The 22982-nt window shown below is 59.5% G+C and carries 22 protein-coding genes; 9 read left to right on the top strand and 13 right to left on the bottom strand.

Annotated elements, in window-relative coordinates; translation table 11 throughout:
• The 6 genes from OP500_RS07970 to glyS all read right to left on the bottom strand — a co-directional run bounded on the left by OP500_RS07970 (position 1) and on the right by glyS (position 6729).
• Positions 1–399, bottom strand: coding sequence for a sugar 3,4-ketoisomerase (locus OP500_RS07970; RefSeq protein ID WP_238744934.1), 399 nt, complete (start codon positions 397–399; stop codon positions 1–3).
• Between the two features lie 10 nt (positions 400–409).
• A complete protein-coding gene (locus OP500_RS07975; RefSeq protein ID WP_238744932.1) occupies positions 410–1504 on the bottom strand; it encodes a hypothetical protein in 1095 nt (364 codons plus the stop codon).
• A gap of 63 nt (positions 1505–1567) precedes the next feature.
• On the bottom strand, positions 1568–2593 hold the full coding sequence (locus OP500_RS07980; RefSeq protein WP_238744930.1) for a hypothetical protein: 1026 nt from the start codon (positions 2591–2593) through the stop codon (positions 1568–1570).
• Positions 2594–3673, bottom strand: coding sequence for a glycosyltransferase family 9 protein (locus OP500_RS07985; RefSeq protein WP_238744927.1), 1080 nt, complete (start codon positions 3671–3673; stop codon positions 2594–2596). It lies immediately after the preceding gene.
• 315 nt (positions 3674–3988) lie between these two features.
• Positions 3989–4477 (bottom strand): GNAT family N-acetyltransferase, encoded by a 489-nt coding sequence (locus OP500_RS07990; protein WP_009426857.1) that lies wholly within the window; start codon positions 4475–4477, stop codon positions 3989–3991.
• A gap of 191 nt (positions 4478–4668) precedes the next feature.
• Complete coding sequence (gene glyS, locus OP500_RS07995; RefSeq protein WP_274070642.1) at positions 4669–6729, bottom strand: glycine--tRNA ligase subunit beta; 2061 nt, start codon at positions 6727–6729, stop codon at positions 4669–4671.
• Between the two features lie 244 nt (positions 6730–6973).
• Here glyS and OP500_RS08000 point away from each other — a divergent pair, with 244 nt between their 5' ends.
• A complete protein-coding gene (locus tag OP500_RS08000) occupies positions 6974–7555 on the top strand; it encodes a TerD family protein (RefSeq protein WP_238744921.1) in 582 nt (193 codons plus the stop codon).
• 143 nt (positions 7556–7698) lie between these two features.
• Here the strand turns inward: OP500_RS08000 and OP500_RS08005 are convergent, their stop codons facing one another.
• Complete coding sequence (locus OP500_RS08005) at positions 7699–8541, bottom strand: DsbC family protein (RefSeq protein ID WP_274070643.1); 843 nt, start codon at positions 8539–8541, stop codon at positions 7699–7701.
• A 244-nt stretch (positions 8542–8785) separates the two neighbouring features.
• Here OP500_RS08005 and OP500_RS08010 point away from each other — a divergent pair, with 244 nt between their 5' ends.
• From OP500_RS08010 to OP500_RS08035, 6 genes are all read left to right on the top strand, one after another.
• The gene (locus tag OP500_RS08010) at positions 8786–9583 is read left to right on the top strand and encodes a 3'-5' exonuclease (protein ID WP_274070644.1); all 798 of its coding nucleotides are present in this window, start codon (positions 8786–8788) and stop codon (positions 9581–9583) included.
• A gap of 113 nt (positions 9584–9696) precedes the next feature.
• On the top strand, positions 9697–10068 hold the full coding sequence (locus tag OP500_RS08015; RefSeq protein ID WP_274070645.1) for a TIGR02328 family protein: 372 nt from the start codon (positions 9697–9699) through the stop codon (positions 10066–10068).
• Between the two features lie 46 nt (positions 10069–10114).
• Complete coding sequence (locus OP500_RS08020) at positions 10115–10990, top strand: prephenate dehydrogenase (protein ID WP_274070646.1); 876 nt, start codon at positions 10115–10117, stop codon at positions 10988–10990.
• Positions 10991–11276: 286 nt separating this feature from the next.
• A complete protein-coding gene (locus OP500_RS08025) occupies positions 11277–12776 on the top strand; it encodes an alanine/glycine:cation symporter family protein (RefSeq protein WP_274070647.1) in 1500 nt (499 codons plus the stop codon).
• A gap of 93 nt (positions 12777–12869) precedes the next feature.
• Positions 12870–13724 carry a diaminopimelate epimerase gene (gene dapF, locus OP500_RS08030; RefSeq protein WP_274070674.1) on the top strand — a complete coding sequence of 285 codons (855 nt, stop codon included), beginning with the start codon at positions 12870–12872 and terminating at the stop codon, positions 13722–13724.
• Between the two features lie 114 nt (positions 13725–13838).
• Positions 13839–14537 carry a hypothetical protein gene (locus OP500_RS08035; protein WP_238744910.1) on the top strand — a complete coding sequence of 233 codons (699 nt, stop codon included), beginning with the start codon at positions 13839–13841 and terminating at the stop codon, positions 14535–14537.
• Between the two features lie 189 nt (positions 14538–14726).
• Here OP500_RS08035 and rpoH read toward each other — a convergent pair whose 3' ends face one another.
• From rpoH to OP500_RS08065, 6 genes are all read right to left on the bottom strand, one after another.
• On the bottom strand, positions 14727–15602 hold the full coding sequence (rpoH, locus tag OP500_RS08040) for an RNA polymerase sigma factor RpoH (RefSeq protein WP_238744908.1): 876 nt from the start codon (positions 15600–15602) through the stop codon (positions 14727–14729).
• Between the two features lie 151 nt (positions 15603–15753).
• On the bottom strand, positions 15754–16233 hold the full coding sequence (locus OP500_RS08045; RefSeq protein ID WP_238744906.1) for a SixA phosphatase family protein: 480 nt from the start codon (positions 16231–16233) through the stop codon (positions 15754–15756).
• A gap of 28 nt (positions 16234–16261) precedes the next feature.
• On the bottom strand, positions 16262–17011 hold the full coding sequence (gene tadA, locus OP500_RS08050) for a tRNA adenosine(34) deaminase TadA (protein ID WP_274070648.1): 750 nt from the start codon (positions 17009–17011) through the stop codon (positions 16262–16264).
• A 286-nt stretch (positions 17012–17297) separates the two neighbouring features.
• Positions 17298–18059, bottom strand: a complete 762-nt coding sequence (locus OP500_RS08055; protein WP_274070649.1) for an iron ABC transporter ATP-binding protein — start codon at positions 18057–18059, stop codon at positions 17298–17300.
• Between the two features lie 100 nt (positions 18060–18159).
• Positions 18160–19128, bottom strand: coding sequence for an iron chelate uptake ABC transporter family permease subunit (locus OP500_RS08060; RefSeq protein ID WP_274070650.1), 969 nt, complete (start codon positions 19126–19128; stop codon positions 18160–18162).
• Positions 19118–20086 (bottom strand): ABC transporter permease, encoded by a 969-nt coding sequence (locus OP500_RS08065; protein WP_274070651.1) that lies wholly within the window; start codon positions 20084–20086, stop codon positions 19118–19120. The genes OP500_RS08060 and OP500_RS08065 overlap by 11 nt, the downstream gene beginning before the upstream one ends.
• Positions 20087–20104: 18 nt before the next feature.
• Between OP500_RS08065 and OP500_RS08070 the strand changes: the two genes are divergently transcribed.
• The gene (locus OP500_RS08070; RefSeq protein ID WP_274070652.1) at positions 20105–20485 is read left to right on the top strand and encodes a hypothetical protein; all 381 of its coding nucleotides are present in this window, start codon (positions 20105–20107) and stop codon (positions 20483–20485) included.
• A gap of 126 nt (positions 20486–20611) precedes the next feature.
• A complete protein-coding gene (locus OP500_RS08075) occupies positions 20612–22912 on the top strand; it encodes a TonB-dependent receptor (RefSeq protein WP_274070653.1) in 2301 nt (766 codons plus the stop codon).
• The last annotated feature ends 70 nt before the right edge of the window (positions 22913–22982 follow it).

Consider the following 22982-nt stretch of genomic DNA (forward strand, 5'->3'; position numbering starts at 1 on the left):
TCAATTTTTCACTCGTTTAATGAATTCGTCGTAATCGCGGATGTAGTCTTCTTCATCGTAGAGGCTGTCTGCCAGCACCATCAGCACGCAGTCTTCTGAAAAATCGTACATTTCCCGCCATACGAAAGATTCTATTAACAAACCTTGCGCCGGATTGTCCAGTAATACGCTGACTTTTTCTTTGCCGTCGTCCAACAGAAAACGGCACGAACCGCGTACGGCCACCACCACCTGCTTGAGCTTTTTATGAGCATGAAAGCCGCGGCGTACGCCTGTTTTGGTGTCGAACAGGTAGTAAACCCGTTTGATTTCAAACGGAATGTTTTTGCCCTCTTCAAGGGCAATCAGCGAACCGCGCTCGTCGCCGTGGGTTTGCAGGTGTATAAGATTTGTTTTCATAGTCGGACAGTTAATCATTGCGGGATTGTTGGGGCGGAAGATGCGGCAGACCGATTGCCTGATGCGGCTCGATATCAAACGCCCAGCGTATCCAGTTGCCGAAGCTGTATTTCTGCTTCAATGCTTCGGGCGGCGGCGAGTAGGGGTGTTGTAAAAAGGCTTTGAGTTCTTCGGTGTTACCGCCACTCCAGACAAAAATGTTGTCGGGATGGTAGAAGTCGTAGTGGACGACGGTGGGGTTGGTGGTAATCAGTTTTTTACCGTAGCCCAGCGCTTCGAAAACGCGCAGGGAGAGGCCGTGGTGTTTGGTGTGGAGAAAATCGACGAGAACGCCGGCTTTGCGTGCGGCCAGCAGGTTGTCGCGGTAGGGCAGCGCGTCGGCGGAAGAGAGATAGCGTACGCCGGGCAAAGCCAGTTCCTGTTCGGCCTCTTGGGGGTTTTTCGATACGATGCGAAAGTCGGTCGGCAGGCCGATTGATTCGGCGGCAAGGTAAAACGCGCGGATGTCGGCGATGCGCTCTTTATGGTGCGAGCCGATAAAAAACAGGCTGCCGTCGTTTTGTTCCTCCTGCAGGTAGCAGTCGAACCAGAAGCTGGTGGCGGGGATGAGTTTGTCAGCGTATTCGGGGCGGCGGCCGATATCGTAGGGGTCGAAAAACATGAATTTGTCGAAGAATTTGATTTTGTAGAACTCGTGTTCGAGAAATTCCAATGTTTCCCAGTTGTAGTGCACCATCAGGCGGCTTTTGTCGCGCAGGGTCTGCATAAAGCTGCTGGGGAAAACGCCCGGCCAGATCATAAAGCAGTAGTCGGCCTGTCCTTCGATTTGGTCGAGTTTGGCGGTGAAATCGGCAAGATAGGGCTGGAACAGCTGCTCTTTTTTGTATTCGCGTTGGCGCAATAGATTGCGGTAAAACAGTTTTTTCAGCCGCTGCCAGATATTGGCGTAGGTGAATTTTCCTTCTTCGTAGATCAGCTCGGTCACTTCAAAACCGTGAAAACGCAGGTTTTCGGCAATAACTTGGTGGATGCCGAAAATGGGCGGCATGGCAAGGATGACGGTTTTGGCTTTCATGGCGGTGTCGGCGTGATGGAAGGGCGGCATTGTATGTGATTCGTTGTCTGCGGGGTAGGGTTGATAATTACCGTTTTGGCAGCCTTGCCAAACTCACGCGGCGGGCAGACTGATTTTGATGTGCGGTTCAATGTCCAACACATAGCGCACCCAGTTGCCGAAGCTGTATTTTTGGTAGATTTCCTGCGGCAGTTCGTGATACGGCCGCGCGATGAACGCTTGCAGGCCGTCGAGGCTGCCGCCGCGCCAGATAAAAATGTTGTCGGGGTGGTAGAAATCGTATTTTTCGATTTCGGCGTTGGTGGTAATCAGTTTTTTGCGGTAGCCGAGGGCTTCAAAGGTGCGCAGCGACAGGCCGCTGTGGGTGCTGATAACGAAATCGACCAACACGCTGCTGCGGCGGGCGCGCTCAAGGTTGTCGGCAAAGGGGACATCGTCGGCAAAGTAAACGCCGTCAAAGGGGTAATCCTGCGCGGCTTCGGGCTGGTTTGGGTTGACGATGTGAAAATCGAGCTGCCAGCCGGCCTGCTGCGTGTATCGGCAAAAGCGGCGGATGTCGTCGAGGCGGTCGGCGCGGTGCGAGCCGACAAAGTAAAACCGTGGCGCGGCGGGATTGTAGGGCGCAAGGCCGCTTAGGTCGTGGTCGAAATAAAAACTGGTGGCGGGCAGCAGGCGGGAATCGGCGCGGATGTCGGCGGGGTCAAACGCATAATAGCGGTCAAACAGGCCGATTTGCGCTTGGGCGGCGGCAAAGCGTGCCACGCCGTCCCATTGGTAGTTCACCATCACGCGGCTGCGGCGGCGTACTTCGCGCAAAAAGCTGTCGGGGTAAATATCGGAGCGGATAAACAGCGCGTAATCAAACTGCGGATGCGCGTTCCATGCCGTCTGAACTTGGCGGCGTTTGAGTTCGATCATCAGCTCTTTTTTGGCTTGGCGGTTGCCCAGCGTTTTTTTGAGCAACACGGCCAGACGCGAGCGCAGGTTCGGATAGCGGAAATCGAGCGAATCAAGGGCGAAGTTGACCACCTCGAAGCCGTGGTATTCGAGGCAGGCGGCCACGGTGCGCGACATGGCGGCATCATTAATCATGCCCAGCAATACGGTGGGTTTGCCCATTCAGACGGCCTCCTGCGCGGTAAAACGTGCCAGCGGCGCGGCCAGCATTTCGGGCGCGATTTCGTCGATATGCGCTTCAAAGCGCACAATCTCGGCGCGCGGCGAATTGGGATGCCAGTTGGCGAAATTCTGCGCGTCGTTTTGATACAGGCCGATGATGTTTTTATCCAAACCGGCGGCGATGTGAATCAGCGCGGTATCGGGCGAAATCACGGTGTGCGCGTGGCGGATGAGTTCGGCGGAATCCTGCACCGACGCGGTGTCGGCGTAGAGAAAACAGTTGCCCCGCCCTTCAATCAGGCGCGACAGCAGCGGAGTGGCATCAGGATAAGTAAGCAGTACAAAGCGCGTATCGGGAAAATGCGCGGCAAAATAATCGAGCATTTCGCGGATACGCGCTTCGCTGAAACGGCGGCGGTTGGCCGCGCCGAAAAAATTTACCGCCACATAATTGCCCAGCACGTTTTGCCGCAAAAACGCGCCCACGGCGGCGGCGCTTTCAGGCTGCTCGGGCAAATCGTAGCGCGTATCCGCATCGTGAAAGCCGCAAAGCTGCAAAGCCTCGCGGTAGATTTCGCTGAAATGCTGGCTGCGGTTGGCGATATTCAGGTTGAAGATTTTGTAGCCGGCTTTGTCAAAACCGATGTTGTAAGGCGCATTGATGCTGCGGATGAGCACCAAATCGCGGTTGCGCACCAATACGGTGGGATCGATAACGACATCATATTGCCCTGCAATCGAGCGGCCGGTTTCCCGATACGAGCGACTGCTTTTGGCTTGGACAATATGCACCGCGTCGATATGCGGATTGGCGTCAAACAGGCTGCGGTTGGCCTCGGTGCAGACCACGCCGATGTGGATGTGCGGCGCGGCTTTTTTGATTTCGCGAAAGGCAAACGAGCTGACGATGTAGTCGCCGATTTTGCCGTCTTGGCGCAAAAACAGAATACCGCCGATATTCTCCGGTGCAAGCGGCTTTTCAGACGGCACCGGCGCACGGTCGAGCCACGCCTTGCCCGCACGGATGCGCAGCGTTTGCAGGCGTTTTTTGATGGCTTTGAACAGGGTTTTTGCGCTCATTGTTTGGGGGTCTTTTTCGGGTGGACGGCCTGTGTACTCCGTCATTCCCGCGCAGGCGGGAATCTTTTTCGGCTGCTGCGAGTGGTTTTATCCGCCGTTGCCCGTGGTTCGGAGCAGATTTCCACCTGCGCGGGAATGACGGCGGTTGGGGTTTCAGGCTGCCTTGAGGCCGTCTGAAAAGGCAGCCTGAAACGCGTTCATACCCATTTCAATAGGTAGGTTGGGTTGCCAAACCCAACATTTGGCAAGAGATTTAATCATGTTGTTGGGTCGCACCCCAACCTACCCGCTGGATTTACTGTTTCAGACGGCCTTTTACCGAATCGTTTTGCTGTAAATATATTGCAGCCCCTTTGTGCCCATAAAGGTTCGCCCCGTATCGGCAAATCCGCAGCTTTGGTACAGGTCGATGGCGGCGCGGTTGGCGTGGTGTACGCCGAACACGATTTCGTCGCAGTCGGGCAATATGCTGCGGATGAGCGGCGCCAATTTATCGTCAGCCAGCGCCGCGCGGGCGCAGCCTTGACCCTGATATGCGGGGTTGACCGACATCGAGCGCAGCAATACGGCGCGGGGGTTGGCGCTGTAAGTAAGGCGGTCGCTGCCTTTATCAAGGATGAAAAATCCGATGGGGCGGTTTTGGCACAAAATGGTTACGGCCAAACAGTCGGGCGCGGCGAACCGGCCGTTTTGCAGCCGCTCTTGGGGCGAAACCGAGTATTGTGCTTGCTCTCCGTGCAGACGGTAGTCCAAATCGGCGGCGTGTGCGGGGTCGTACGGCACAAGGGTAACGGTTTGGGGCATGGCGTGTTTTTCTGTTTAACGGGCACTTGGCTTGTTTCAGGCTGCTTTTTTACTTTTCAGACGACCTTTTAGGCTTTCAGGCTGCTTTGAGGCCGTCTGAAAGCAAGGTGTCGGATACAAGTATCCGACCTACGGCTGTTGCAATAAAGGCAGCCTGAAAACCGCAAAAGCCGTTTTCAGGCTGCTTTTGTTTACTCGCCCAGCAGCGCGATGTCCGCCACGGCGTTCATCTGTTGCGACAACTGGTTGAGCAGGTTCAGGCGGTTTTGTTTTACCGCAGCATCGGCGGCCATCACCATCACGCCGTCGAAGAAGGCATCGACCTGCGGTTTGACGGCGGCCAGTTCCGACAAGGCCGTCTGAAAGTCCTGATGCGCCAGCGCGGCTTCGATTTTGGGCTGCATCGCCTGCGCGGCGGCATAAAGGGCGCGTTCTTCGTCTTGCTGCAACAGGGCTTCGTTTACCGCGCCCAATTCGGCATCGGCCTTTTTGAGCAGGTTTTGCACGCGCTTGTTGGCGGCGGCGAGCGCGGCGGCTTCGGGCAGGGCTTTGAAGGCGGCGACGGCGTCGAGCCTGGCGGCTAAATCGTTCAGACGGCCGGGGCGTTTGGCCAGTACGGCGGCCACAATATCCTGCGGATAATCGTTTTGCAGCAATACGGCCAGCCGCGCCTGCATAAAGTCGGCCACTTCGGCGGGGGTTTTGTCGTTTAACAAGCCTTGCGGGAAGCTCGCAAAGGCCGTCTGAATCAGGTCGTTTACGTCCAAGCCGTGCTGCATCAGCATGCGCAAAATGCCCAGCGCGGCGCGGCGCAGGGCGTAGGGGTCTTTGTCGCCGGTGGGAATCAGGCCGATGCCCCAGATGCCGACCAGGGTTTCGAGTTTGTCGGCCAGCGCAACGGCGGTGGCAACAGGGCTTTCGGGCAGCGCGTCGCCGGCAAAACGCGGGCGGTAGTGCTGCTCGATGGCATCGGCGATGGCGGCGTTTTCGCCATCGAGGCGGGCGTAGTATTTGCCCATCGTGCCTTGCAGCTCGGGGAACTCGCCCACCATTTCGGTAACGAGGTCGGCTTTGGCCAAGCGGGCGGCGCGTTCGGCTTGGGCGCGGTCTGCCCCCAGCGCGGCGGCGGTGTGGGCGGCGATGCTTTGCAGCCGCTCGATGCGTTCGGCCTGCGAGCCGATTTTGTTGTGGTACACCACGTTTGCCAGCTTGGGCAGGCGGCTTTCCAGCGTGTTTTTCTGGTCTTGTTTGTAGAAAAATTCGGCGTCAGACAGGCGCGCGCGCAAAACGCGTTCGTTGCCGTGGATGATGTGCGAAGGGTCAGCGGCTTCAAGGTTGGATACCAGCAAAAAGCGGTTCATCAAGCGGCCGTTTGCGTCCAAAAGCGGGAAGTATTTTTGGTTTTGCTGCATGGTGAGAATCAGGCATTCTTGCGGCACTTCCAAAAAATGCGCTTCAAAACCGGCTTCGAGTACCACCGGCCATTCCACCAGCGCGGCCACTTCGTCCAGTAGGGCTTCGTCGGCGGCCACTGTGGCATTCAGACGGCCTGCGTGTTGGTTTAAGGCCGTCTGAATCGCGGCTTTGCGGGTAGTGAATGAGGCGATGACCTTGCCCTGCTCGCGCATTTGCTCGGCGTAGGAATCGGCGTTTTCAATGGTAATCAGGCCGTCTGAAAGGAAGCGGTGTCCCAAAGTGGTATTGCCGCTTTGCAAACCCAATACATTGGCGGGCACGACGTTTGCGCCGTGCAGAATCACCAGGCCGTGTACGGGGCGCACGAAAGTGTGCGTGCTGCTGCCCCAGCGCATTACTTTGGGAATCGGCAGCTTTTTCACCGCCTGATTGATGATGTCTTCGAGCAATTCGGAGAGCGGCTTGCCTGCTTGGGTGAACTCGTGGGCGTATACGTCCTGCTTGCCGTCGTGGATGATTTTCAGGCTGCCGATGTCGGCGCCGAAGGAGCGGGCGAAGCCTTCGAGCGCTTTGGTGGGCGCACCGTCTTTCATCGCGTTGGCGACGGCTGGGCCTTTTTTGACAACGTGCTGGTCATTCTGCACGGCTTTGACGTTTGACACCTGCACGGCCAAACGGCGCGGCGAAGCGTAGGCGGTGTATTGTGCATCACCCTGAATCAGCTGCGCTTTTTCCAAGCTTTCGGCCACAGCGGCGGCAAAATGGTTGCCCAGATTGTTGAGGGCTTTGGGCGGGAGTTCTTCGGTGAGGAGTTCGATTAAGAGGGTTTGGGTCATGGGGAATTTCCGAATGGTGGCGGCAGCCTGAAAGCCGGTAGGCGGGCGTTTTGCCGTTTCAGGCTGCCTGAAAAACAGCGGCGGATTATAGCAAAAGACGGCCGCCGGCTGGGCGCTGTTGCGCCGTCGTTTGATTTGCCTGCGCCGGCGGCGAAAGTGTGCGCCTGCGCGGGGTTAAAACTGATATAATCCGCCGCTTTTAACGAGCGCGAAAATCTTTTGCAACAACTTTAAGGAGTGTGCGATGGCAGTGAATCTGCAAAAAGGCCAGAAAATCTCTCTGGACAAAGAAGTAGGCGGCCAGCTGAGCAGCGTGGTGATGGGTTTGGGCTGGGACGTTGCCAAGAAAAAAGGCCTGTTCGGCCTGTTTGGCGGCAGCGAGGAAATCGATTTGGACGCTTCGTGCTTTATGTTTGACGAAGACAAAGAATTGGTTGATTTGGTGTTCTTCAACCACCTGAACAGCGAAGACGGCTCGGTGCAGCACAGCGGCGACAACCGCACCGGCGAGGGCGACGGCGACGACGAACAAATCGCCGTGTTTCTGCCGGCGGTGCCGCAGCATGTGAAAACGCTGGTGTTTACTGTGAGCAACTACACCGGCCAGGACTTCAGCCGCGTTGAAAACGCCTACTGCCGCCTGGTAAACGGCCAAACCGGCGAAGAAATCGCGCGCTACAACCTTTCCGCGCAGGGCAACCACACCGCGCAGATTATGGCCAAAGTGTACCGCCACAACGGCGAATGGAAGATGCACGCCATCGGCGAAAACAGCCAGGGCGCCACGCCCGACCGCATCATCCCGCGCATCCTGCCGCATCTGTAAAACGGCAGCGGCTTGCACCGTCAGCCGTCAGCCGATAAAAGCAGCCTGAAAACCGCCAAACGGGGTTTTCAGGCTGCTTGTTGCCGTGCCCAATCAAAAACCGCCCCGAATATGTTTCGGAGCGGTTTGCCGTTTCAGGCTGCTTATTTCTGGTTGGCTTCGATGGCTTCCTGCAGGTGCGGCATCGGCGCGTAGCCGCTTTGCACTTTGCCGTTGGGGAAGACCAGCGTCGGTGTGCCGTTGAAGCCGAAGCGGTTGCCCAGCGCGGTGGTTTCGGCTACCGGATTCGGGCAGTCGGCGACCTGTGCCGGCTGTTTGCCCTGGCGCATCCATGCCAGCCAAGCCGAGGTGCGGTCTTTCTGGCACCAGATTTGCACCGCCTTGCGTTCGGCATCGGGGTGCAGCGAAGGAATCGGCATCATAAAGTTGTAGATGGTGATGTTATTGATTTTCGGGAACTCGTGTTCCAGCTTTTTGCAGAAAGGGCAGTCGGGGTCGGAGAACACCGCCACTTTCAACTTGCCGTTGCCGCGCACTTCGGTGATGGCTTTGTCGAAAGGCAGGCTGTTGAAATCGACGGCGTTGAGCACTTCCTTGCGCTCGTCGGTCAGGCTGCGGCCGGCTTTGGTTTCGATTAAATCGCCCACCAGCATATAGGCGCCGGTTTCGTCGGTGTAGGCCACGGTTTTGCCGGCGGCGCTCGGAATCACCACTTCGTAAATGCCCTTAATCGGCGTGGTGGCAACGCTTTCGATTTTCAGGTTCTGGTCGGCATAGTTTTTTTCCAGCGTGGCGCGGATGGTGTTGCCGACTTCGGCCGGTACGCCCGCGCCGATTTTGGCGGCAGCCGATTCCTCGGCGGGCGCGGTGCCGTTTTTCTGGGCGACGGCGGCCGGCTGGCCGTTGGCCGCGGGTGCTTCGCCGCAGGCGGCCAGCGCCAGCATCACGGCAGGAATGGCGATGCGCAGGGAGAAAGAGCGTTTCATGGTAATGGCTTTCCGTGTGATAAAAAAACGGCGCATTATGCCCAATCGGATGCCCTTTTGCTAATCGAATTTGACTATTAGCCCGTAAAGGCAGCCTGAAAGCCGCGCGCCGCCCTTTCAGGCTGCCCGATACCTTTTGCCGGCGCCGGCAGCCTGAAAAAAGCCCGTCCGCCCGAGTATCGCCCGTTGTAAAGCGCCCCCGCGCGTGCCACAATCCGCGCTTTCCCTTTTCAGGCTGCCTGCCATGATTCCCATCCTCGCCTTCGACATCGAAACCGTGCCCGACACCGCCGGCATCCGCCTGCTGAACGGCCTGCCCGACAGCCTGACCGACGCCGAAGTCGCCGAATACGCCTTTCGCGAACGCCGCGCCAAAACCGGCGGCGACTTTATGCCCCACCACCTGCACCGCGTCGTCGCCATTTCCTGCTGCCTGCGCTGGGGCGACAAAATCCACGTCGGCACGCTCGGCAGCCCCGAAGACAGCGAAGCGGAAATGGTGGCCGAATTTTTCAGGCTGCTGGAAAAATACACCCCGCAGCTGGTGAGCTGGAACGGCGGCGGCTTCGATCTGCCCGTGCTGCACTACCGCGCCCTGGTTCACGGCATCGCCGCCCCACGCTACTGGGACATGGGCGAAGGCGATTTTGCCGACAGCCAAAGCTTCAAATGGAACAACTACATCAGCCGCTACCACCAGCGCCACTGCGACCTGATGGACCTGCTCTCGCTCTACCAGCCCCGCGCCGCCGTACCGCTGGACGACATCGCCAAACTCTGCGGCTTCCCCGGCAAAATGGGCATGGACGGCAGCAAAGTATGGCAGGCCGTTCAAGAGAACCAAATCCAAGCCGTGCGCGACTACTGCGAAACCGACGCCGCCAACACCTATCTCGTTTACCAGCGCTTCCGCCTGATGAACGGCGCCGCCGACGCCGACCAATACCGCTTTGAAACCGAAAAACTGCGCAGCTACCTGCAAACCCTTGCCCCCGAAAAACCGCACTGGGCAGAGTTTCTCGCCGGCTGGCAGGCAGCCTGAAACCGCCGTTTTGCCCTTTCAGGCTGCTTTGACCTTTCAGGCTGCCTGAAACGGCAGCCTGAAAACACCCAAAACCGCTTTCAGGCTGCCTGAAAAGCACCGGAAACTGCACCATGAGACTCTGGCACCAAACCCTGATTCCCCACCTGCCGCGCGCCCAGCTGCTCGGCCAGCACCGCGAATGCGCCGCCCTGCGCGGCGCCGGCTGGGGCAGGCCGCATGCCACCGTTGATTACGTTTTCCGCCATCCGCCGCACCTGCTTTACCGCTACCACCTGCTGGTGATGGCCGAAATGCGCGCACGCGGCTACCGTCCCGCCGAAGTATGGAACGACCCCGCCTACCGCGGCCAAAAACTGCCGCCGCACGACAAGCTCGCTCCCGCCGCCGACGCCTTCCCGCTGTACCCCGAACACAACGCCGCCTACCTGCGCGAATGTCTGGACAACCTGGCCGCCAAAGGCATCCGCATTGTTTTGGAATAGGCTTAAGCAGTTTTCAGGCTGCCTGAATTTGAAAGCGCAAACCGCCATGTCTTTTTCCCTATCCCAAATCACCCTGATCGGCGTCGGTCTGATCGGCGGCTCGCTGGTGCTCGATTTGAAGCGGCAGCAGCGGGTGCAGACCGTAACCGGCATCGACATCCATGCCGACAATCTGGCGCGGGCGCTGGAGCGGCAGGTGATCGACCGCGCGTTTGCGCGTATCGAAGCGGCGGCGGTGCGCGGTGCCGATCTGGTGCTGGTGGCCACGCCGGTGGCCACGCTGCCGGCGATCTGCCGCGAGCTGGCGCCGTTGTTGGATGCGCATACGGTTGTCAGCGACGTCGGTAGCACCAAGCGCTCGGCGCTCGCGGCTTTCCGCCGCCATCTGCCCGCGCATCTGCCGCGCTGCGTGGCGGCGCACCCGATTGCCGGTTCTGACCGCAGCGGTGCCGCCGCCGCGCGTTTCGGGCTGTTTAAAGGCAAAAAACTGGTGATCTGCCCGCACGAAACGCAGGACGAAAGCAGCCTGAAAACGGTGGAAGCGCTGTGGCAGGCGGTCGGCGCCGAAACCCACCGCATGGACGCCGCCGGCCACGATGCGGTGTTTGCCGCCGTGTCGCACCTGCCGCACCTGCTGGCGTTTTCCTATGTGCAGCAGCTGCTGGGCGATGCACGCTGCGCCGAGTATTTCCGCTTTGCCGGCAGCGGCTTTCGCGACTTCACCCGCATTGCCGCCAGCCATCCGCAGATGTGGGCGGACATCGCGCTGGAAAACCGCGAGCCGCTGCTGGCGCTGATCGACAGCCAGCAGCAGGAACTCGCGGCGCTGCGGCAGGCGCTGGCGGCGTCTGACGGCGACGCGCTCTACCGCCGTTTCGCCGCCGCCGCAGACGCCCGCCGCCGCTGGGATGAAGAAGAATAGTTTTCAGGCTGCCGCCCAGGCAGCCTGAAAGTTTTTCGGCGATTAAAACCATGATTTGCAGCGGTTTGAATAAGGGTACGGCTGCGGCGCACCGCGCACCGAAATATCGGCCGGCGCGGCCAATGGTGCCTATCCTGCGGCTAGCGGAAAAAACGCCGGCATTGGGTGGTTTGCCCGTTATCCGGCCGCCGTAAAACTTTCAGGCTGCCGCCAAGCTCGGCTACAATGCGGCGCGCCTGCTTGGGAAAGGCTTCCCAAGCCGCATCGTTTTTTAACGGGAGAGTTTATGTACGACACAAAGATAAAGTGTTTGAAGCAGGCCGATTGGACGTCCGTCCTGCATTGCGGCGTCAATGCGCTGAGCGAGCCGCTGTGGAACTGGCTGATATGGATTTTGATCGGGGTGGGGGTGTTTTTCACCCTGAGCACCGGCTTTGTGCAGTTCCGCCTGCTCGGGCGCAGCATCCGCGAGATGACCGGCAGCCGCCGCAGCCATGACGGCGGCGAGCAGGGTATTACCGCGTTTCAGGCTTTTGTAACCGGCTTGGCCAGCCGCGTGGGTACCGGCAATATCGCCGGCGTGGCGATTGCCATCGGCAGCGGCGGCCCGGGCGCGGTGTTTTGGATGTGGCTGACGGCCTTAATCGGCATGAGTTCGGCCTTTGCCGAATCAACGCTGGCGCAGCTGTTTAAGGTGCGCGACGAGAAAACCGGCCAGTTTCGCGGCGGCCCGGCCTATTACATCGGCAAGGGTTTGGGACAGAAGTGGCTGGGCGTGCTGTTTGCGCTGTGCCTGATTGTCTGCTTCGGGCTGGTCTATAACGCGATTCAGGCCAATACCATTGTGCTGGCGGTGCAGTCGGCTGCCGGCTGGACGGCGGACAAGGGCACGTCCGAAGCGCAATGGGCGCAGTATCAGCAGTTTCTGGCCGCCGGCCTGGTGCTGATGTCGGCGCCGATTATTTTCGGCGGCATCCGCCGCGTGGCCAAAGTGTCGGAAAGTTTCGTGCCGCTGATGGCGGTGCTCTATCTCTTGATGGCGCTGTATGTGATGGCGGTTCATGCCGAGCGTATTCCCGAGATGTTCGCGCTGATTTTCCGCGACGCCTTTACCTTCAAGGCGGCCGGTGGCGGGCTGCTGGGTGGTTTGGTGTCGCAGTCCATGATGCTGGGCATCAAGCGTGGCCTGTATTCCAACGAAGCCGGCCAGGGTTCGGCACCGAACGCGGCGGCGGCGGCCGATGTCAAACATCCGGTGTCGCAGGGCATGATTCAGATGCTCGGCGTGTTTGTCGATACCATTATCGTCTGCTCGTGCACCGCCTTTATCGTGCTCTTGGCGCAGCTGCCCGCCAAGGAAGGGCTGGACGGCATCCAGCTGACCCAGGCGGCGCTGGAGAGCCATGTCGGCGCGTGGGGGCAGCACTTTTTGGCGGTGGTGCTGTTTATGTTTGCTTTTTCGTCGATTATCGGCAACTACGCCTATGCCGAGTCCAATATCCAGTTTTTAAACAATAATAAAACGGTATTAAACCTGTTTCGGCTGGCGGTGCTCGGTTTTGTGTATTTCGGCTCGGTCAGCCATGCGCAGATTGTGTGGGACATGGGCGATCTGACCATGGGCGTGATGGCGCTGATCAACCTGGTTGCCATCACCCTGCTGGCCAAATGGGTGCGCCTGCTGCTGAAGGACTACACCGTCAAAGTGAAGCTGGGCAAAGAGCCGGAGTTCAAATTGTCCGAGCATCCGGTGCTCAAGCGCAAACTCAAAACCGATATTTGGTAAACCCTTGCCCAAAAAGCAGCCTGAAAAGCTTTTCAGGCTGCTTTTTTGCCGTTTGCCGCTATAATGCCGCCTTTTTGCGACTGCGGGGCAGCGATGGAAAAACGGCGTTTGCGATTTACCAAAATGCACGGTTTGGGCAACGATTTTATGGTGGTGGACGGCATCAGCCAGCGTTTTGTGCCGGAAGAAGCGCCGCTGGCGGCATGGTCCGAGCGCCATACCGGCGTCGGCTTCGACCAGCTGCTGCTGGTGGAAAAAAGCGGCCGCGCAGACGTCGATTTCCGCTACCGCATTTTCAATGCCGACGGCAGCGAAGTCGAACAATGCGGCAACGGCGCCCGCTGCTTCGCCCGCTTTGTGGCCGACAGTGGCTTGAGCGATAAAAGCGAAATCGTCGTCGAAACCACCAAAGGCATTATTCGCCCGCGCCTGAACGATGACGGCACCGTGCGCGTCAATATGGGGCAGCCGCGTTTTGCCGCCGCCGAAGTGCCCTTTGCGCTGGAAGCGGGGGAAGACGACGAAGCGCTGCGCTATCCGGTGGCCGCCGCCGGCATCCGCGCCGAAGTGGCGATGGTCGGCATGGGCAATCCGCACGCGGTGATGCTGGTGGACGATGTTGCCGCCGCGCCGGTGGCCGAATGGGGCGCGGCGCTGCAGGCGCACCCGCGTTTTCCGCAGCGGGTAAACGCCGGCTTTATGCAGATTGTCGATCCGCGGCACATCCTCCTGCGCGTGTTTGAGCGCGGCGTCGGCGAAACCCAGGCCTGCGGCACCGGCGCCTGCGCGGCGGTGGCAGCCGGCGTGCGGCTCGGCCTGCTGGCGGCGGGCGAAGACGTGGCGGTAGAACTGCCCGGCGGCACGCTGTCGATCAACTGGCAAAGCGGCCAAGACCTGATGATGAGCGGCCCCGCCGTCGAAGTCTTTGCCGGCGAACTGGTTTATTGAACGCCCAAAGCAGCCTGAAACGCGCCAAAACGGCTTTCAGGCTGCCTTCTTTATGCCGCCGTGCGGCAACAACGATTAAGGAAACCCCATGAATCCGCAACGGAGCCCGAACCGATGGAAGCGCTGACCAGTCCCAATCTGGCGGCGGTGCTGCTGACCGCGCTGGTGTTCGCCTGGCAGGCGCTGCGCTACCGGCGCATCGGCTGGCTGCTGGTGTCGCTGCTGCTGTGGTTGGCGGCGGCGCTGCTCTCGGCGCTGCTGCTGCCCGATGTGGCGCAGATTATGGAAAACCTGTATCTCAAGCATCAGGGGCATTATTCGTGGCCGGTGTGGCTGGCGCCCGCGCTGCAGCGGTTGGTGCATCCGTCCACGCTGTATCTCATGCACGGCTATCTGTTTGCCGGCAGCCTGTTTTTCTGGCTCGGCGGCGTGGAAAAAGTGCGCGGCGGCGGGCTGGCCGGCCGGCGCAGCGGCACCCTGCTGCCGCTGTATGCCTTCAGCTTGCTGGTCATGCATCTGGCAATCGCGCTGGTGGTGCTGGCGCAATGGCTGGTGCTCTCCGGCAGCGGTTTGGAAAAAATGATGCCGGTGGTGCTGGCGCGCGCCGCCGCGGCCTACTGGCTGGAGCCTGCCAAATGGCTCTATTGGCAGATTTTCCTGATGGTGTTTTTTTACCTGCACAACCGCCTGCGGCAGCGGCGCGGCGATGAAATGGACTCGCTGCAGTTTGTGATCGCCCTGCTTGCGAGCACGGTTTATTTCCAAGACCGCATGCTCGGCTGGCTCAGCCGCCTGCTGCTGACATTGTTCTGAAGCACTGCCATACAAAAGCAGCCTGAAAACCGCAAATCCAGTTTTCAGGCTGCTTTTTGCTTTGCGCGGCGGTTGGCTGCCGGCGGCAATGATGTCGGGGGAGACTTAGGCTGGAGGGCGCAAAGTTTTCAGGCTGCCTTCGGATTGGGGCAGCCTGAAAAAGATGGTGGCAGGGCAGGGCGGCAGGATTTATTCCTGCCGGTAGTCGTCTTCGCTGTCGGCCAGAAAGCCGCGCAGCTTTTGGATGGCTTTGGCTTCGATTTGGCGGATGCGTTCGGCGGAAACGCCGTATTCGTCGGCAAGCTGGTGCAGGGTCAGGCCGCCGTCGTCCTGCAGCCAGCGGGTTTCGACGATGCGCCGGCTGCGGTCGTCCAGGCGGCTTAAGGCATTTTGCAGGCCTTCGGTCTGCAGCGCGTAGTGCGCCTGCTTGGCCAGCTGGTTGTCGGGCGTGCTGTCGTTGTCGGAGAGCCAGTCGATGGGGGCGAAAGCGTTGTCGTCGTCGTCGTCGCTGTTGTCGGGCAAAAGGGCGATGTCGCGGCCGGTCATGCGCTGTTCCATTTCCAGCACTTCGGAGAGTTTCACCCCCAAATCGTCGGCGATTTCCTGCGCTTCTTTGGGCGAGAGCGCGGCCAGGCTTTTGCGCATGCTGCGCAGGTTGAAAAACAGCTTGCGCTGCGGCTTGGTGGTGGCCACCCGCACCAGGCGCCAGTTTCTCAGGATAAATTCGTGGATTTCGGCCTTAATCCAATGCACGGCAAAGGAAAACAGCCGCGCGCCGCGCGAGGGCTCGAAGCGTTTGACCGCTTTCATCAGGCCGATATTGCCTTCTTGGATCAGGTCGGCCTGGTTGAGGCCGTAGCCGTCGTAGCCGCGGGCGATGGAAACCACCACGCGCAGATGCGAGAGAATCAGTTTTTTCGCCGCTTCCAAATCGCCGTTTTGCTGGCGCTCGGCCAGCGCGGTTTCTTCTTCGGGGCTGAGCATCGGGATGCTGTTTACGGTGTGGATGTACTGATCCAGACTGCCGTGGCCGCTGGGGACGGGCAGGTTGATGGGTTCGCTCATGCTGGTTTCCTTGTGTGGGACGGCCTGTTTTCCGCGGCTGCGCGGGCAGCCTGAAAAATGCCGTCGCGGCAGGGTGTTGCCGCAAGCGGGCGATTATAACGGCAATCGGCTGCCGGCCGCGGCGCGGCTGCGTTAAAGTTTGTATGGCCGGCTACAAATCGGCGGGCGCGAGCATCAGCCGCAGCCGCACGGCGGCGCCGTCGCTGCCAATGCCGCCGCGGCATTCAAACCACCAGAAAGCGGATTTTTTAACCGACCAATAGCTGTTGCCCAGCCAGTTTTGGTTGAGCAAAAAGGCGCACAGGCTGCCGATCCACGGCTGGTGGCCGACGATGACCAGCGCCGGCACGCCCTGCGCTTCGGCCTGCTGCAGCAGACGCGGCAGCAGGCGCGGGTCGGCATCGGGATTGAGCGCGGGCAGGATGCTGTCCGGCTCGCGCAATGCGGCGGCGGTTTGCCGGCTGCGCTCGGCCTGCGACGCCCACAGCAGATAGCCCGCGGGCAGTTTTGCCGCCAGCGCCGCCGCGCTTTTTTGCGCCTGCCGTCGGCCTTTGGCGGTGAGTTCGCGTGCCAGATCGCCGCCGCCGTTTTCCGGCTCGGCTTCGGCGTGGCGCCATAAAATCAGATCCATTGCCGTCCTTTCCGTTTTTGGTTTCGCTTTATTCGCTGCAACTGCCGCCGTTTTGCCGGCGCAGCCTGAAAAAGTCCTGCAGCATCTGCCGTGCCTGCCCGGCGAGAATGCCGCCGCGCACCGCGGTGTGGCTGTTGAGCCGTTTGTCGGCGAATAGGTTTAACAGGCTGCGGGCGCCGGTTTTCGGCTCGTCGGCGGCGTACACCAGCCGGCGGATGCGCGATTGGAGGATGGCGCCGGCGCACATCACGCAGGGCTCGAGGCTGACGTAAAGGTCACATTCGGCCAGCCGGTAGTTGCCGAGCACTTGGCCGGCGGCGGCCAGCGCGGCGATTTCAGCGTGGCGGCTGACATCGCGGCTGGCGATGCAGCGGTTGTGCGCGGCGGCGATGATTTCGCCGTCTTTCACCACCACTGCGCCGACGGGGATTTCGCCGGCATCCGCCGCCTTTTGCGCTTCGGCCAGCGCGGCAGACATCAGGCGCTCCATTTCCGGCAGCGGCGGAAACAGCGCGGCCGGCGGGTGGCTGTCGAGCCGCTGCTGCCAGTATTGCCGCTGCGCCGGCGACAGCTGCGCCGGCGTGCAGCCTTCGCACAGCGCCGCCAACTGCCAAAACACGCTGCGGGTGGCGCTCAGGCCGCCGGCCTTGAGCAGCAGAAAGGCGGTGTCGGCGCCGGTTTGGCGCAGCGCCGCCACGCTGCCGATGCCGAGCGCGGACAGCGCGGCAACAACGGACGGAGCAAGCGGCGGGGTGGTAAGCGGGGCGGAATCGGACATGGCGCAAGGCAGCCTGAACAGGCTTGGGGTGGGGTTTGGGGGTTTCAGGCTGCCTTTGGGGCGGCAGCTGCCGTTTTCAGGCTGCTTTGTCCATTAAATGGGTCTGGCGCGGCGGCAAATGGTGCGCGGTGCGCACCCTACGGCAGACAATGGGGGGCAGGCAGCCTGAAACAAGCGGAAACGGCATCGGGACGGCAGCCTGAAACGGCGGCGGCAGGATGCACACCGCGCACCAAAACAGCTTTTGCCGCTTTCAGGCTGCCTTGGTTATCCGGCGCGGCTGTTTTCAGATATGGTGGACAATCAGTTTTTTGCCCTGGTAGTCGAGCACGTCCACTTCCATATCGAAAAGGTCGCGGATATTGTCGCGGGTGAACACTTCGTTCGGCGTGCCGGTGAGGGCGACGCGGCCGTTTTTCATCGCCACCACATAATCGGCGTAGGCGGCGGCCTGGTTGATGTCGTGCAGCACGACGACGGTGGTGCGCTGGTGTTCGTGGGTCAGGCGGCACAGAAGCTGCATCAGGTTTTTAGCGTGGTGCATATCGAGATTGTTCAAGGGTTCGTCGAGCAGCACGTATTCGGTGCTCTGGCAGAACACCATCGCAATCATCGCCCGCTGGCGCTGGCCGCCGGAAAGCTCGGTGAGATAGCGGTTGGCAAGGTCTTCTAGCTTGAACTGTGCCAGCGCGTTTTCAACGATGGCGCGGTCTTCGTCTTTGGGCTGGCCCTGATGGTAGGGATAGCGGCCGAACAACAACAGGTCGCGCACGCTGATGCGGCTGTGGATGCTGTTTTCCTGCGTGAGGATGGACAGCACTTTGGCCATTTCGCCGGTGGGCGTGGCGGCCAGATCGCGGCCGTTGTAGCCGATGCTGGCACCGGCAGCCAGCGGCCGCAGCCGCGCCATAAACGACAGCAGCGTCGATTTGCCGGCGCCGTTGGGGCCGATTAGTGCGGTAATGCCGCCCTGCGGGATGTCGAGGTCGATTTTGTCCAAAATCGGACGGCCGCCGATGTGGTGGCTGACGTTTCTGATGGTAATCATGTTTTCGGTTTCGGATAGGGGATTCGGATGGGGAAGGCAGCCTGAAAGCGGCCAAAACGCTCTTTCAGGCTGCCTTTGGACGGGCAGCCTGAAAAAAAGCCTAGCGCTGTTTCATCACCAGATAGAGAAACACTAAGCCGCCGGCGAATTCGACCACCGCGCTAAGCACGCCTTTCATGCCTAAAAGGTGCTCGAACAGCGCTTGTCCGGCCACCAAGAGCAGCGCGGCAATGAAAAAGGCCGCCGGCAGGCGCACGGCGTGTTTCATGCTGCCGGCAAAGCGGTCGGTAAGCGCGCACACCAGCAGGCCGAAAAAGCTCACCGGCCCCACCAGCGCGGTGGCGGTGGCCACCAGTACCGCCACCCAAGTGAGTATCCACAGAACGTGGCGGCGGTAGGGGATGCCGAGATTGGTTACTTGGTCGCGGCCGAGCAGGTGCACGTCGAGCCGGTAGCGCTCGCGCCAGATAAAGACGGCGCTCACCACCATCACCACCGCGCCGAACCACAGCATTTTTTCGTTGACGGTGTTAAACGAGGCAAAAAGGTTGGTTTGCACGGTGGCAAATTCTTCGGGGTCGATCAGCCGCTGCAACAGCGAAGACAGGCTGCGGAACAGCACGCCGAAAATCACGCCGATCAGAATCATCCGCGTCAGATCCTGCCCGCCTTCGCGCAAAAGCAGCCTGAAAAGCAGCACCGAGCCGCCGAGCATCGCCGCCATTTCCAGCGTGAACTTGCCCGCCAGCGGCAGCAGGGTGTAGCCGATGCCGCCCAAAAGCGCCACCAGCAGCGTCTGCAGGAAGATATACATGCTGTCAAAGCCGAGCACCGAAGGCGTGAGTATCGGATTGCCGGTGATGGTTTGAAACAGCAGCGTGGACACGCCGACGGCATAGGCCGCCATCACCAGCGCCGCCAGCTTGGTGGCGCGGTGCGGCAGCGCGTAGTCCCACGAGCCTTTGATGTTCAGCGTCATAAACAGCACGCAGGCGGCGGCCAAGAGCAGCGGCAGCAGCCACAGCACGGTGCGGCTGCGCGGGGCGGACAGGGTATTTTCAGGCTGCATGGGTATTCTTTCTCAGCAAAAGATAGAGGAACAACACCGTGCCGACCACGCCGAAAATGGTGGAAACGGGAATCTCGAAAGGATAGCGGATCAGGCGGCCGGCGATGTCGCAGGCCAGCACCAGCGACGCACCCAACAGCGCCACCGCCGGCAGGCTGCGGCGCAGCTTGTCGCCCATCATGCGGCTGACGATATTGGGCACCACCAGCCCGATAAACGGAATGCTGCCCACGGTAACCATCACCAGCGACGTAATCATCGCCACAATCACCAACCCCGCCCACAGCACCGTGGTGCGGCTCAAGCCCAGATTGACGCTGACCGTGTCGCCCAGACCGGCGATGGTCAGCTGGTCGGCAATCAGATAAGCCGCCGCCGCCATCAGGCCGCCGATCCACAGCAGCTCGTACCGCCCCTGCAGCATGCCGGAAAACTCGCCCTGCCGCCACACCGCCAAACGCTGCACCAAATCGGTTTCATAAGCGATAAAGGTGGTAACCGAATCGATCACGCCGCCGAAAATAATCCCCACCAGCGGCACCATCAGCTGCGCGGTGGGCGGCAGACGGCGAGTGAGCGCCATAAACAGCAGCATGCCCGCCAGCGCCGTCACGGCTGCCGCCGACATCCCCACCAGCTGCGGCGCCGCCGGAAAATACAGCGACATCAGCAGCATGCCCAGCGCCGCGCTCTGGCTCGCCCCCACCATTGACGGCTCGACAAAACGGTTTTTCAGCAGAATCTGCATAATCATCCCCGCCACCGCCATCGAAGCGCCGGTCAGCACCACGGCAAAAGTACGCGGCAGGCGGCTGATCATCATCAGCTGCATATCGTCGGACAGCGAAAACAGGCGGCTCCATTGGAAGTCCGCCACCCCCACCGACAGGCTGGCGGCAAACAGCAGCGGCATCGCCAGCAGCAGCGGCAGGTAAAAGCGAGTAAGGGATTTGGACATAACAGTTGCGGGATTGGGTTGGTAGGACGAGGCAAGGTTTTCAGGCAGCCTGAAAGCGGCAAAACGGCTTTCAGGCTGCCTTGGATTGTTACGGCGCGGCAAAAAGACGCGGATTATAAACCGAAAACGAATACAAATCCTTATCCCATTGCGCCGAATATTTTTCAGGCTGCTTTCCGATGGCAAAGCAGCCTGAAAACGTTTTACAGCCTGTGGCAGCTGTCGCCGAAGGTGAAGCCCGATGGCCGTATGGATACGCTTGAGAAAGTCAAATCTTGCGATGCGATTGCAGGGTTTGATGTTGTCCAATATCTTTACAAAACTCAACACAACTTGACGTTCGTCAAGTGCTTATTACGCCGGATGGATTACTATATAACATTAAATTTACTTGTGTAGAGTTTTGTTATGCGTCCTCATTTTCAAATAAAACCTTTGTTGTTTTTGATTTGTTTAACTTTTCCTACGACAATTTTTGCCGACGGCAATAACGCTTCCGAAGCTACCGAGCTGGAGCAGGTGCTTGTGAAAGGCAAACGGCAGCCGCAGGAAGGCAGCCGTCTGGATAGCGGCAGCAAAGATGTATTGGATGAAACGGCGCTGAAATCCACGCGCAGCATTTCACTGGGGCAGACGGTGGAAAAAATCGGCGGCGTGCAAAACAGCAGTTTCGGCCCAAACAACGGGCTGCCGCAAATCCGTAGCTTGGGCGGTACGCGCGTTAAAGTGATGGAAAACGGCTTAGGCGTATCCGATATAGCCGCCGTTAGCGGCAACCTGCCCACAGCGGTGCAGCCGTTTTTGGCTGACAAAATCACCGTGCACAAATCTTCTGTTGCCGTGCTGTACGGCGGCAATGCGATTGGCGGTGCGGTAAATGTGGAGACCGGTCAGATTCCGTCCGCGCTGCCGGAAAAACCTTTTGGCGGTAAGGTTGAAATCAGCGGCGGTTACAATACGCCGCATACCGAAATCCTGTCGCTGGATGGCAAAGCGGGCAAACTGGCCTGGCATATTGATGGCTTCAACAGCAAAATCTCGCATTACCGCATCCCGGGGTACAGCAAGGCATCGGCGTGCTATGAGCATGTCGGCAAAAATCTTTATTTTCCGCTGTCATCGGCCTGCCAGTTTGAAGTTCGTTACAATTATTTCTTCAATAAGGGTTTTTATCGGTATGTTGATAAAAACTATCTAGACAAAGGCGAAGCGTGGCGCGACGCGATGGGTCTTTCCTATGCCGATCTGTACCGCGAAACCAAACCCAATTTCGGCAACTGGGTGGAAAACCCGCTTTACGATCCAAGTATTACCGAGGGCAACGGCCGCAGCATCAAAAGTATCACCCACATCACACCCAACGAAAAAGGCCGGCTGACTAACAGCCATATGCATAACCGCAGTTTCTCCGTTGGCGCCAGCTATATTGGCGATCAAGGCTATGTAGGCATTGGCGTGAGCCGCTACCTGAATGATTACGGCATGCCCGGCTATTCTTCGTATAACACCCACGTTAAAAAGCTCAACGGCGCACTTCCCGCCAATGTTTCCGCCGCGCAAACCCGCTGGACAGGCGAAGCCATGTACCGCCCCGGCAGCGCGTGGTTTGACAATATCAAAGCCCAATTTGCCCATACGGATGCCAAAAACCGCGAATTTCTCGGCAATTACTTTGTCAGCAGCATCAACAGCCGCAGCAATGATCTGCGCGTCGAATTCAATCACAAAGCCGGTGATTTTCTGCGGGGCAGCGCGGGGATAGACTGGCGGCAGCGGCGTACGGACGGCCTCGGTGCCGACCGCTTCCTGCCCGATACCCGCACCCGCGCTTACGGCGTGTTTGCGCTGGAGAAATTCCGCTACCGCAGTTTAGAAGCCGAAGTGGGCGCACGTGTCGGCAAAGTCAGCCACACGCCCGACTTCACCAATTTCAAGCCCTCGCGCAACTACGGCGGTTCGCGTGAAAACAAAAAATACAATTTCGACTTGCACAGCCACCAGCTCGCCCTTGCCTGGCAGCCACTTGACGCATGGCGCATCAGCCTGCGCCGCAGCCGTTCGCAGCGCGCGCCCGATATTAACGAGCTTTTCGCCGGCAACCTGCATTTCTCTACTTTTGCCAGCGAAAACGGCGATACCGACCTGAAAAAAGAAACGGCCAAAACCTGGGAAATCGGCAACGAAATCACTTGGCGCAACACCAAATTCAAAGCCGCCTACTACCACACCGCCTTTGACGACTACATCTATCTCGTCCACAGCGGCGTGTATGCCCAATGGCTGCCGATACGCTACTGGCAGCAGGGCGACACCAAAATCCGCGGTTTCGAACTGGAGCTGACCCAAGCCTTTAATCTCAAGCGCTACGGTTCGTTGGAAGCCCGCCTGTTTGCCGATTTGGTGAAAAACAGCCCGGTGGACAAACCGGCCTGCACCGCCGCCGACGCCCGCGATCCCGATAAATGGAAAAAATGCGTCCGCATCCACAACCAGGGCGACTACATGCCCGGTCTGCCTGCCTCACGTTATGGCATCGGGCTGGAGTGGAGCAAAGGAAACTGGCAGGTGGGCAGCAGCCTGACCCGTTACACTTCGCAAAAACGGCGCGGCAAAGCCGTTTATGAGGAGGCTGATTTGGGCGGCTACAATATCTGGGATGCCTATATCGCCTATTCCCACAAATTAGCCGGCGACCGCACGCTCGAATGGTTTGTCGATGCCCGCAATCTCGGCAACGTCGAAGCCCGCCCACACAATTCCACTCTCAAATACCTCGCCCCGCTGCCCGGACGCTCTTTGCGCACAGGTTTGAGGTTTGCCTTTTAAAAACCGAAAACGGTTTGGACAGCTGCTTGTTTGAAGCGCAACGTCTGTAGCCGCTCCCCAAAACAGCCGT

This window comes from Kingella sp. SNUBH-2017, assembly GCF_028680565.1.
GTDB classification, from domain to species: Bacteria; Pseudomonadota; Gammaproteobacteria; order Burkholderiales; family Neisseriaceae; genus Kingella_D; species Kingella_D pumchi.

Bases quoted from the DNA above. Each gene is read 5' to 3' on its own strand.
- OP500_RS07970 (WP_238744934.1), bottom strand. From the start codon at position 399: ATGAAAACAAATCTTATACACCTGCAAACCCACGGCGACGAGCGCGGT.
- OP500_RS07975 (WP_238744932.1), bottom strand. From the start codon at position 1,504: ATGCCGCCCTTCCATCACGCCGACACCGCCATGAAAGCCAAAACCGTC.
- OP500_RS07980 (WP_238744930.1), bottom strand. From the start codon at position 2,593: ATGGGCAAACCCACCGTATTGCTGGGCATGATTAATGATGCCGCCATG.
- OP500_RS07985 (WP_238744927.1), bottom strand. From the start codon at position 3,673: ATGAGCGCAAAAACCCTGTTCAAAGCCATCAAAAAACGCCTGCAAACG.
- OP500_RS07990 (WP_009426857.1), bottom strand. From the start codon at position 4,477: ATGCCCCAAACCGTTACCCTTGTGCCGTACGACCCCGCACACGCCGCC.
- glyS (WP_274070642.1), bottom strand. From the start codon at position 6,729: ATGACCCAAACCCTCTTAATCGAACTCCTCACCGAAGAACTCCCGCCC.
- OP500_RS08000 (WP_238744921.1), top strand. From the start codon at position 6,974: ATGGCAGTGAATCTGCAAAAAGGCCAGAAAATCTCTCTGGACAAAGAA.
- OP500_RS08005 (WP_274070643.1), bottom strand. From the start codon at position 8,541: ATGAAACGCTCTTTCTCCCTGCGCATCGCCATTCCTGCCGTGATGCTG.
- OP500_RS08010 (WP_274070644.1), top strand. From the start codon at position 8,786: ATGATTCCCATCCTCGCCTTCGACATCGAAACCGTGCCCGACACCGCC.
- OP500_RS08015 (WP_274070645.1), top strand. From the start codon at position 9,697: ATGAGACTCTGGCACCAAACCCTGATTCCCCACCTGCCGCGCGCCCAG.
- OP500_RS08020 (WP_274070646.1), top strand. From the start codon at position 10,115: ATGTCTTTTTCCCTATCCCAAATCACCCTGATCGGCGTCGGTCTGATC.
- OP500_RS08025 (WP_274070647.1), top strand. From the start codon at position 11,277: ATGTACGACACAAAGATAAAGTGTTTGAAGCAGGCCGATTGGACGTCC.
- dapF (WP_274070674.1), top strand. From the start codon at position 12,870: ATGGAAAAACGGCGTTTGCGATTTACCAAAATGCACGGTTTGGGCAAC.
- OP500_RS08035 (WP_238744910.1), top strand. From the start codon at position 13,839: ATGGAAGCGCTGACCAGTCCCAATCTGGCGGCGGTGCTGCTGACCGCG.
- rpoH (WP_238744908.1), bottom strand. From the start codon at position 15,602: ATGAGCGAACCCATCAACCTGCCCGTCCCCAGCGGCCACGGCAGTCTG.
- OP500_RS08045 (WP_238744906.1), bottom strand. From the start codon at position 16,233: ATGGATCTGATTTTATGGCGCCACGCCGAAGCCGAGCCGGAAAACGGC.
- tadA (WP_274070648.1), bottom strand. From the start codon at position 17,011: ATGTCCGATTCCGCCCCGCTTACCACCCCGCCGCTTGCTCCGTCCGTT.
- OP500_RS08055 (WP_274070649.1), bottom strand. From the start codon at position 18,059: ATGATTACCATCAGAAACGTCAGCCACCACATCGGCGGCCGTCCGATT.
- OP500_RS08060 (WP_274070650.1), bottom strand. From the start codon at position 19,128: ATGCAGCCTGAAAATACCCTGTCCGCCCCGCGCAGCCGCACCGTGCTG.
- OP500_RS08065 (WP_274070651.1), bottom strand. From the start codon at position 20,086: ATGTCCAAATCCCTTACTCGCTTTTACCTGCCGCTGCTGCTGGCGATG.